Annotated in this window: 7 protein-coding genes; 6 read left to right on the forward strand and 1 reads right to left on the reverse strand. The window is 67.4% G+C overall.

Annotated elements, in window-relative coordinates:
- Positions 1-622: 622 nt before the first annotated feature.
- The 4 genes from D477_RS20320 to D477_RS20335 all read left to right on the forward strand — a co-directional run bounded on the left by D477_RS20320 (position 623) and on the right by D477_RS20335 (position 5,468).
- Complete coding sequence (locus tag D477_RS20320) at positions 623-2,038, forward strand: dicarboxylate/amino acid:cation symporter (RefSeq protein WP_005275010.1); 1,416 nt, start codon at positions 623-625, stop codon at positions 2,036-2,038.
- Positions 2,039-2,354: 316 nt separating this feature from the next.
- Positions 2,355-3,035: a Maf family protein gene (locus tag D477_RS20325; protein WP_005275013.1), complete on the forward strand. Its 681-nt coding sequence runs from the start codon at positions 2,355-2,357 to the stop codon at positions 3,033-3,035.
- A 102-nt stretch (positions 3,036-3,137) separates the two neighbouring features.
- The gene (locus tag D477_RS20330) at positions 3,138-4,910 is read left to right on the forward strand and encodes an acetyl/propionyl/methylcrotonyl-CoA carboxylase subunit alpha (protein WP_005275015.1); all 1,773 of its coding nucleotides are present in this window, start codon (positions 3,138-3,140) and stop codon (positions 4,908-4,910) included.
- Positions 4,911-5,204: 294 nt separating this feature from the next.
- Positions 5,205-5,468, forward strand: coding sequence for a GlsB/YeaQ/YmgE family stress response membrane protein (locus tag D477_RS20335; protein ID WP_005275018.1), 264 nt, complete (start codon positions 5,205-5,207; stop codon positions 5,466-5,468).
- Between the two features lie 96 nt (positions 5,469-5,564).
- Here the strand turns inward: D477_RS20335 and D477_RS20340 are convergent, their stop codons facing one another.
- Positions 5,565-6,968, reverse strand: coding sequence for an MFS transporter (locus tag D477_RS20340; protein WP_005275021.1), 1,404 nt, complete (start codon positions 6,966-6,968; stop codon positions 5,565-5,567).
- Between the two features lie 197 nt (positions 6,969-7,165).
- Here D477_RS20340 and D477_RS20345 point away from each other — a divergent pair, with 197 nt between their 5' ends.
- Positions 7,166-7,465, forward strand: coding sequence for a hypothetical protein (locus D477_RS20345; protein WP_150110224.1), 300 nt, complete (start codon positions 7,166-7,168; stop codon positions 7,463-7,465).
- 70 nt (positions 7,466-7,535) lie between these two features.
- Positions 7,536-9,368, forward strand: a 1,833-nt coding sequence (locus D477_RS20350) for a Tex-like N-terminal domain-containing protein (protein ID WP_005275027.1), incomplete at its 3' end; no start/stop codon positions are given.

Consider the following 9,368-nt stretch of genomic DNA (forward strand, 5'->3'; position numbering starts at 1 on the left):
TCATCCGTCATGCTGGAAGTGCCTTTCCTTTCGTTGACCGATTGGGAAGCGACACGCCGGCCGGGTGGACAGACAAGACGGTAATGGGACTCTTTCGACAGGCTCCTATGAAGTCATGCCCGCCTGGCCGCCGCGTTTACGGTGGCACCGCCGGCGGACAGATCCAATCAAGGACAAGCTTGCGCTGTCAGCCAATAGTCGAGTCACACCGGCGGCACCACTCATTCCATCATTACCGCCAATAGTGGCTGGATTGAGGCCGGATTGGGCCGCCAATCCAGCCACTACAGGCCAACGGATGAAGGCCCAGACGGATCCAACCCTCCCGGCTCGGCAGAAGCGGCAGGCTCCCCAGGGCCGGGTCGATCGCAGCCTCCCCGACCAGCCGGCCGCCCAGATTTCCCAGGACGGACGGATCCAGCCCTTCCGCGGCCGGGCGGCTGCGCCGGTTCGCCGCCCGTCCCGGCTGCGGCATTCCTCACAACCGAGCCGGGAATAACCCCGCCGAACCCAAGCGGGAGTTGGGCGCGCGGCCGGAAGCCGGGCACCGCCGTCGTACCCGGCTTAACATTGCGCAACAGTGCTTTTGGCCTGCTAACTTTCCGCCTCCTACAGTCTTCAGGTGACTACTGCAACCAGCACTGAGAAATCCGGGCCCCGGCTGCCCCGCTGGGCCACCTCGTTCGGCCCGCAGATCATCGCCGCGCTTATCGTTGGCCTCGTCCTCGGCCTCGTCGCCAAGAACCTGGGCGAGCCGGCCGAGGGCGAACCGAACTGGCTGACCGCCACCCTGACCACCATCGGCTCGAGCTACATCTCGCTGCTGAAGGCCGCCGTGGTCCCGCTGATCTTCACCGCCGTGGTCAGCTCCATCGCCAACCTGCGTGAAGTCTCCAACGCGGCAAAGCTGGCCTGGAACACGCTGCTCTGGTTTGCCATCACCGCGTTCATCGCTGTCGTGATCGGCATCGGCCTGGGCACCGTCCTGCAGCCAGGCGCCAGCGCCGCCGGCGAGGTCCCGGGTGAGTACACCGGCCGCACCGGCGACTGGTGGGCCTTCCTGACCGGGCTGTTCCCCACCAACTTCCTCGGCCTGGAAGCGACCACCAAGGCCGCCGAGACCGGCGAGCTGACCACCAGCGTCAGCTTCAACGTGCTGCAGATCCTGGTCATCTCGATCGCCGTCGGCATCGCCGCCCTGAAAGTCGGCGCCCCGGCCGAGCCGTTCCTGAAGCTCAACGCCTCCGCGCTGGCCGTGATCCAGAAGGTGCTCTGGTGGATCATCCGGCTCGCGCCGATCGGCACCATCGGCCTGATCGGCAAGGCCGTGGCCACCTACGGCTGGGACACGATGGGCTCGCTCGCCCTGTTCACCGTGTCCATCTACATCGGCCTGGCGCTCGTGCTCTTCGTGGTCTACCCGGTGCTGGTCCGCACCCACGGCCTGTCCGTCAAGCAGTGGTTCTCCGGCGCCTGGCCGGCCATCCAGCTGGCCTTCGTCTCCCGCTCCTCGATGGGTACTCTGCCGCTGACCCAGCGGGTGACCGAGCGCAACCTCGGCGTCCCCCGGGCCTACGCCTCGTTCGCAGTGCCGCTGGGATCGACCACCAAGATGGACGGCTGCGCCTCGATCTACCCGGCCATCGCAGCGATCTTCGTGGCCCAGTTCTTCGGTGTGCAGCTCGACATCACGCACTACCTGCTGATCGCGCTGGTGGCAGTGCTCGGTTCCGCCGCGACGGCAGGCACCACCGGGGCCACCGTCATGCTCACGCTGACCCTGTCCACGCTGGGCCTGCCGCTGGAGGGCATCGGCCTGCTGCTGGCCGTCGACCCGATCCTCGACATGGGCCGCACCGCGGTCAACGTCGCCGGCCAGACCCTGGTCCCGACCATCGTCGCCAAGCGGCAAGGCCTCCTGGACGAAGCCCTGTACAACGCCAAGCGCACCGGGGACCCATTCAAGGACGACGACGTGGACTCGGCCCCGGCGGCTGCCGCCCCGCATGAGGAGGAGCTGGCCGGCGCCAAAGCCTGACCCGGCGGCCACTCCGGCCCGTGTGCTGCGCGGCGTGCGCGCCCTCGCAGCCAGGGCCACCTGAAGCGCCGCCGAGGCCCCAAAACCGAACGCCCGGAGCGGGATGATCCCGCTCCGGGCGTACTGCCTTGCGGTACGGCACATCCCCCAACGATGAACCGGGCCGCCGGCCCTGGCCTGACCGCACATGAATGGCTGGGCGGCTCCTGCCAAGGTGAGTCTACTGCCGTCGGGCGCATAATGTTGACCAGTCAACCAATGTGTCGCCAGAGCGCCGCTCCGGTCCTGCCTGACGGCCTGCCGCTAGTCTTGGTCCGTGACTGATCTGCGCCTCATCCTCGCCTCCGCGTCCCCCGCCCGCACCAAACTCCTCGCCGACGCCGGCATCGCCCATTCGGTGCTGGTCTCGGACGTGGACGAGGACGCCGTGACCGCCCGCTACGGCGTGACGGACCCGCACGATACCGCCCTGCTGCTGGCCCGGGCGAAGGCCGAAGCCGTCGCCTCGCTGCCGGACGCCGAGGGCGCGCTGGTGCTCGGCTGCGATTCGGTCTTCGAGCTGGACGGCGAACCGTACGGCAAGCCCTACGAGCCGGAGGTGGCCCGCCAGCGCTGGCAGCGGATGAGCGGCCGGCACGGCGTGCTGCACACCGGGCACTGGCTGATCGACTGCCGCGACGTTCCGGCAGATGCTGAACCAGGCGCGGAAGAGGACGCTAACGACGGCGGCACCGGCGCCACCCTGGGTGCGGTCGCCTCCGCAGCGGTCTACTTCGCCCAGCTCAGCGCGGACGAGATCGACGCCTACATCGCCACCGGCGAGCCGCTCCAGGTCGCCGGTTCCTTCACCATCGACTCGCTCGGCGGAGCCTTCATCGAAAAAGTGGACGGCGACCCGCACGCGGTGGTCGGCCTATCCGTCTCGACCCTGCGCCGGCTGCTCGCCGACGCCGAGGTGAGCATCACAGACCTCTGGCAGAACCCGAGCGGTTTGTAGGACCCCTACAAAGAAACCGGCCTGCACACGCACAAGCAGCATGGTTATTGGGCGATATCCGCAAAAGCAGGCTAGGCTCCTCAAGGATAGAAGGAGCTATGAATGACCCAGCGCATCACCAAGGTACTGATCGCCAACCGTGGTGAAATCGCCGTCCGGATCATCCGGGCGGCAAGGGATGAAGGAATCGCCTCGGTGGCCGTCTACGCGGAGCCGGACCGGGACGCGCTGCACGTCCGGCTTGCGGACGAAGCCTACGCCCTGGGCGGCGACACCGCCGCCGAGTCCTACCTCGCCATGGACAAGCTCCTCGAGGTGGCCCAAGCCTCGGGTGCCGACGCGGTGCACCCCGGCTACGGTTTCCTGGCCGAGAACGCCGAGTTCGCCCGCAAGGTCATCACCGCCGGCCTCGTTTGGATCGGCCCCTCCCCCGAGGCCATCGCCAAGCTGGGCGACAAGGTCGAGGCCCGGCACATCGCGGAGAGGGTCGGCGCCCCGCTGGTTCCCGGCACCCCGGATCCGGTCAAGGACGTCTCGGAAGTGCTCGACTTCGCCGACGCCTACGGACTCCCGCTGGCGATCAAGGCGGCCTACGGCGGCGGCGGGCGCGGCATCAAAGTCGTCCGCGACCGCGAGGAAATTCCGGAGGCCTACGAATCCGCCGTCCGCGAGGCCACCGCGGCCTTCGGGCGGGGCGAATGCTTCGTCGAACGCTTCCTCGATGCCCCGCGGCACGTCGAAACGCAGTGCCTGGCGGACGCGCACGGCAACGTCGTCGTGGTCTCCACCCGCGACTGCTCGCTGCAGCGCCGCAACCAGAAGCTCGTGGAGGAAGCCCCGGCTCCGTTCCTGACGCCGGAACAGGAGTACAACCTCTACGAAGCGTCCAAGTCCATCCTGCTGGAGGCCCGCTACCAGGGTGCCGGCACCTGCGAATTCCTCGTCGGCCAGGACGGCACCATCTCCTTCCTCGAAGTCAACACCCGACTGCAGGTCGAACACCCGGTCTCTGAGGAGGTCACCGGCGTGGACCTGGTCCGCGAGCAGTTCCGGCTGGCCCGCGGCGAGGCGCTCGGCTACGACGACCCGGAGATCCGCGGGCACTCCTTCGAATTCCGCATCAACGGCGAGGATGCCGGCCGCAGCTTCATGCCCGCCCCGGGCACCGTGGAAACCCTGAAGCTGCCGACCGGCCCGGGGGTCCGCGTGGACTCCGGGATCGAGGCCGGCGAGGTAGTCGGCGGCAATTTCGACTCCATGCTGGCCAAGCTCATCGTCACCGGCGCCACCCGCACCCAGGCCCTGCAGCGCGCCCGGCGTGCCCTCGCCGAGATGGAGGTCGGCGGCATGCCCACCGTGCTGCCCTTCCACCGTGCCGTGCTGGAAGAGCCGGACTTCGCCCCGGCGGACCCGGAAGAACCGTTCAAGGTCCACACCCGGTGGATCGAGACCGAGTTCGTCAACGACATCCCGGCCTTTGAAGGCGCCGCCGCGGCGCACCAGGACGAGGGCGACCGCCAGCGCGTTACGGTCGAGGTCGGCGGCAAGCGGCTCGAGGTCGTCCTGCCCGCTGGCCTGGCCGCAGCCTCGCCCACCCGGACCAACGGCAAGCCCAAGCGCGTCCGTGGCCGCTCCGCCTCCGCCGCCGGAGCCTCGAGCGGCGATGACCTGTCCTCGCCGATGCAGGGCACCATCGTCAAGGTCGCGGTCAGCGATGGTGACGTGGTCGCTGAAGGCGATCTCGTCGTCGTACTTGAAGCCATGAAGATGGAGCAGCCGCTCACGGCGCACAAGGCCGGCACAATCTCCGGGCTGAATGCCAAGCCCGGAGACACGGTTTCGGCCGGCGCGGTCCTGGCCGCCATCACGGACTGATTCCGCCCTTCCTCCAGAGGTAACCTGAGGCCTGCCGCCCCCTACCGGACGGCAGGCCTCAGACGTCTCGGAGCGCGTCCGCCGGTCTCCCCTACGCCCGCGTTCCGCCCCTGTTTCGCCTGCGTTGCGGCCCCTGTTTACCTGTACGACGGCGGTACTTGCCGTTCGCCGGGGGCGGAAATTGGGGTGGGCAAAAGCAATACAATAAGCATGCTTTGTTGTACCGTGGGAACTGGTAAGGGAAACAGCCGGCAACCCCGCCGGTGACCATTGATCACCGTAAGGAGATACATCATGGGTTTTCTTGCTTTTCTGATCCTCGGACTGATCGCCGGAGCCATTGCCAAGCTGATCCTGCCCGGCGACCAGGGCGGCGGCTGGATCGCCACGCTGGTGCTGGGTGTTATCGGTGCCCTCCTGGGCGGCTGGATCGGCGGCGCCGTCGCCGGTGCGGAGATGAATGAATTCTTCAGCCTGACCACGTGGCTCTGGGCAATCATTGGATCGCTCATCGTCCTTGTGATCTGGGGATTCATCACCAAGCGCAGGGCAACCTAGCGGTGATTTGATGCGCAGCGGCACCTGCCGCGCGCACAAATACGAAGGCCCGCAGTTCCGCCAGGAACTGCGGGCCTTCGCCATGGACTCGGCCGGCTAGCTGCTCTGGCCTTCGTAGTCCACATCCTTGGTCTCCTTGGTCAGCAGCAGGGAGACCAGCGTCAACACGGCTGCGCCGCTCAGGTACAGCCCGACCAGCACGGTGCTGCCTCCGGCGGCCTGCCAGAGGGCCACGGCGATGAACGGCGCGACGGCCGCACCCAGGATCGAGGAGAAGTTGTACGCCACCGCGGAACCGGTGTAGCGCACATTCGTTGGGAACAGCTCCGGCAGGATCGCGCCCATCGGACCGAAGGTCAGGCCCATCAGGGTGAAGCCGAGGATCAGGTGCAGCATCGTGCCGGCGAAACCGCCGCCGAACAGCGGAACCCAGAGGAATCCAAAGACCAGGATGCCCAGCGTCACCGCAATGAGCGTCTTCCGGCGGCCGAACTTCTCCGCCAGCGGACCGGCCACCAGCGTGAAGATCGCGAAGAACACCACGCCGACAATAAGCATCAGCAGGAAGTCGTTGCGGGCATAGCCCAGGCCCGCGGTGAAGGTGGTCGGGTCGAACGCCTTGCCGGTGGCCTCGGCCTTGGCTGCGGCCTCCTCCGCCGTCCGCGCGGCCGTGCCGTAGGACAGCGTGAAGGTGGTCATGAGGTAGAAGAGCACGTAGGTGGCCAGCATGATGAAGGTGCCGAGGATGAGCTCGCGCCAGCTGACCTTGAACATCCGGCCCAGCGGCAGCTTCGTGACCTCGCCCTGGTCCATGACCTTCTGGAAGGCCGGCGTTTCCACCAGCTTCAGGCGGACCCACAGGCCGATGATGACCATGACAGCGCTGGCCAGGAACGGAATGCGCCAGCCCCAGGACATGAACTGTTCGTTGGTGAGGTTGATGCTCAGGATGAGGAACAGGCTGTTGGCGATGATGAAGCCGATCGGCGCTCCGAGCTGCGGGAACGTGCCGTAGATGGCGCGCTTGTTCGCCGGCGCGTTTTCCGTGGCGAGCAGCGCCGCACCGCTCCATTCACCGCCTAGGGCCAGACCCTGGGCAAACCGCATCAGCACCAGCAGCGCCGGCGCCCAGAAGGCCCAGCCTGGCACCTGAGCGGTCGGCAGGCAGCCGATGAGGAACGTGGCGATGCCCATCGTGAGTAGCGAGGCGACCAGGGTGCCCTTGCGTCCGTTCCTGTCGCCGAAGTGGCCAAACAGGATGGACCCCAGCGGGCGGGCAATGAAGGCCACACCGAAGACAGCGAAGGAGCTCAGGAGCGCGTAAATGCCCTCGGTGTTGGGGAAGAAGAGGGCCGGGAAAACGAGAACGGCTGCCGTCGCGTAGACGTAGAAGTCGTAGAACTCGATGGAGGTGCCGATGAGGCTCGCAACGATGACGCGGCCACGGGAATTCACCGGTCCCGTGGCGGCATTCGGTGCCGCTGTTGCTGGAGTGGACATAAAAAGTGGTTGCTTTCCACGAAAAAGTATGATTACAGCCCAACAGCATATCCCAGGCCGTCCACGTGGCGGACTTTCATTCCACAATGCGGACACCTCTAGTCTGATCCTTCAACTTCTGATTAGCGGGCACAGCCCTTCCCGGCCAAAGTGTCCGCGGCGGCTGGGAAGCTGCCGGAATGAATAAAGTGGATGTTGTGGCTGCACGGGAAATGGTTGGGGACGGCGGCGGACCCTGGCCGGCGCAGCGGAGCGACGTCGCACGTGCCCCCTACGGGCGGGAGCCGTACGTGCGGGCCGACATCGGCACTGGCACTGTGGATGCCAAGGCCATCGCGTGGACCCGGACCACTGTCCAGCTGAAATGGGTGGACGAGGCCGGGGCCACCCGGACCCAATGGGTGCCGGCGGCGGCAGTCAGACGGATCAGCCGGGACGAGTCGGCCTGGCGGGACCCCTATGACGACTACGGCTTCTACTACCCGGACGAGCCTTGACCCTGGGGCGCGGACGGGCGGCGGCGCCCGTCTTGAACCTTCATGCGGCAAAATGGGTTCGGTGACTGTTATGCCGCGCCCCGCCGCACCCGCCGAAAGTCCTGCTGCTGCCTCGCCTGCCGCCCCCGATCCGGAAAAGCTTGCCGCCCGGATCCATGCGCAGATCGCCGAGGAACTTGGCGTCAAGCCCTGGCAGATCAAGGCCGCCGTGGAACTGCTCGACGGCGGATCCACCGTTCCGTTCATCGCCCGCTACCGTAAAGAGGTCACCGGAACGCTGGACGACGCCCAACTCCGCGAGCTTGAGGAACGCCTCCGCTACCTGCGCGAGCTCGAAGACCGCCGGCTAAGCGTCCTCGAGAGCATCGCCCAGCAGGGCAAGCTGACGGCGGAGCTGGAAGCCAGCATCAACGCCGCAGATACCAAGGCGCGGCTGGAGGACATCTACCTGCCGTACAAGTCCAAGCGGCGGACGAAGGCCCAAATCGCGCGCGAGGCAGGCCTCGAGCCGCTGGCCGACGCCCTGCTCGCCGATCCCGGCCTGGACCCGGAGGCGGCAGCCGGAGGCTACCTGAATGCCGAACACTCCATCAATGACGCGGCCGAGGCCTTGGCCGGAGCACGCGCTATCCTCGTCGAGCGGATCAGCCAGGACGCCGACCTCGTCAGCGAACTGCGCGAACGGCTCTGGTCCCAAGGCCGCGTCCGTGCCCAGGTCAAGGAGGGCATGGAGACCGAGGGGCACAAGTTCGCCGACTATTTCGATTTCGCCCAGGTTCCCTCCGGCCTGCCGTCGCACCGCGTGCTCGCGTTGCTGCGGGGCGAGAAAGAAGGCGTGCTTGAGCTGTCCATCGCCGAGGCCAACGCCGCCGAGCCCGAAGAGTTCGCCGCAGCGCGTTCCCGCTACGAGGGCAGCGTCGCCCGCGCCCTCGGCGTGGCAGACCGCGGCCGGCCGGCGGACAAGTGGCTGATGCAAACGGCCCAGCTCGGCTGGCGCCGGATCCTCGTCAAGCTGGCCATCGACCTGCGCGTGCGGCTTTTCACCGAGGCTGAGGACGAGTCGGTGCGCGTCTTCGCCGCCAACCTGCGCGACGTGCTGCTCGCCGCGCCGGCCGGCAACCGCTCCACTCTTGGCCTCGACCCGGGACTGCGCACAGGCGTGAAGGTCGCCGTCGTTAATGGCACCGGAAAAGTGGTGGCCACCAGCACGGTCTACCCGCACGCACCGGCGAAGAAGTGGGACGAATCGCTGGCGGTCCTGGCGCGCCTGTGCGAACAGCACCAGGTGGAGCTCGTGGCGATCGGCAACGGCACGGCATCCCGGGAGACGGACAAGCTGGCCACCGAACTGATCCGGCTCATGTCCCCGAAGCAGAAGCTGCAGAAACTCGTCGTCTCGGAGGCCGGTGCCTCGGTGTACTCGGCCTCCGCGCTGGCGTCGGCCGAACTGCCGGACCTGGACGTCTCGCTGCGCGGTGCCGTCTCGATCGCCCGCCGCCTGCAGGATCCGCTCGCCGAACTGGTCAAGATCGACCCGAAGTCCATCGGCGTGGGCCAATACCAGCACGATGTCACCGCCAGCAAGCTGGAGCGGTCGCTGGATGCCGTGGTCGAGGACTGCGTGAACGCCGTCGGCGTGGACGTCAACACCGCTTCGCCGTCGCTGCTGGCGCGGGTGGCCGGTGTCGGTCCGCTGCTGAGCGAGAACATCGTGTCCTACCGCAACGAGAACGGCCCGTTCGGCAAGCGCTCGGACCTGAAGAAGGTGCCCCGGCTGGGCGCCAAGGCGTTCGAGCAGTGCGCCGGCTTCCTGCGGATCACCGGCGGCGCGGAGCCGCTGGACTCCTCCAGCGTCCACCCCGAGGCCTACGGCGTCGCCCGCAAGGTGCTCGCTGCCGCCGGC

The organism is Arthrobacter crystallopoietes BAB-32 (assembly GCF_000328305.2).
GTDB classification, from domain to species: Bacteria; Actinomycetota; Actinomycetes; order Actinomycetales; family Micrococcaceae; genus Crystallibacter; species Crystallibacter crystallopoietes_A.

Excerpts from the sequence above, each read along its gene's own strand:
- D477_RS20330 (WP_005275015.1), top strand. The coding sequence starts at position 3,138 with ATGACCCAGCGCATCACCAAGGTACTGATCGCCAACCGTGGTGAAATC.
- D477_RS20335 (WP_005275018.1), top strand. The coding sequence starts at position 5,205 with ATGGGTTTTCTTGCTTTTCTGATCCTCGGACTGATCGCCGGAGCCATT.
- D477_RS20340 (WP_005275021.1), bottom strand. The coding sequence starts at position 6,968 with ATGTCCACTCCAGCAACAGCGGCACCGAATGCCGCCACGGGACCGGTG.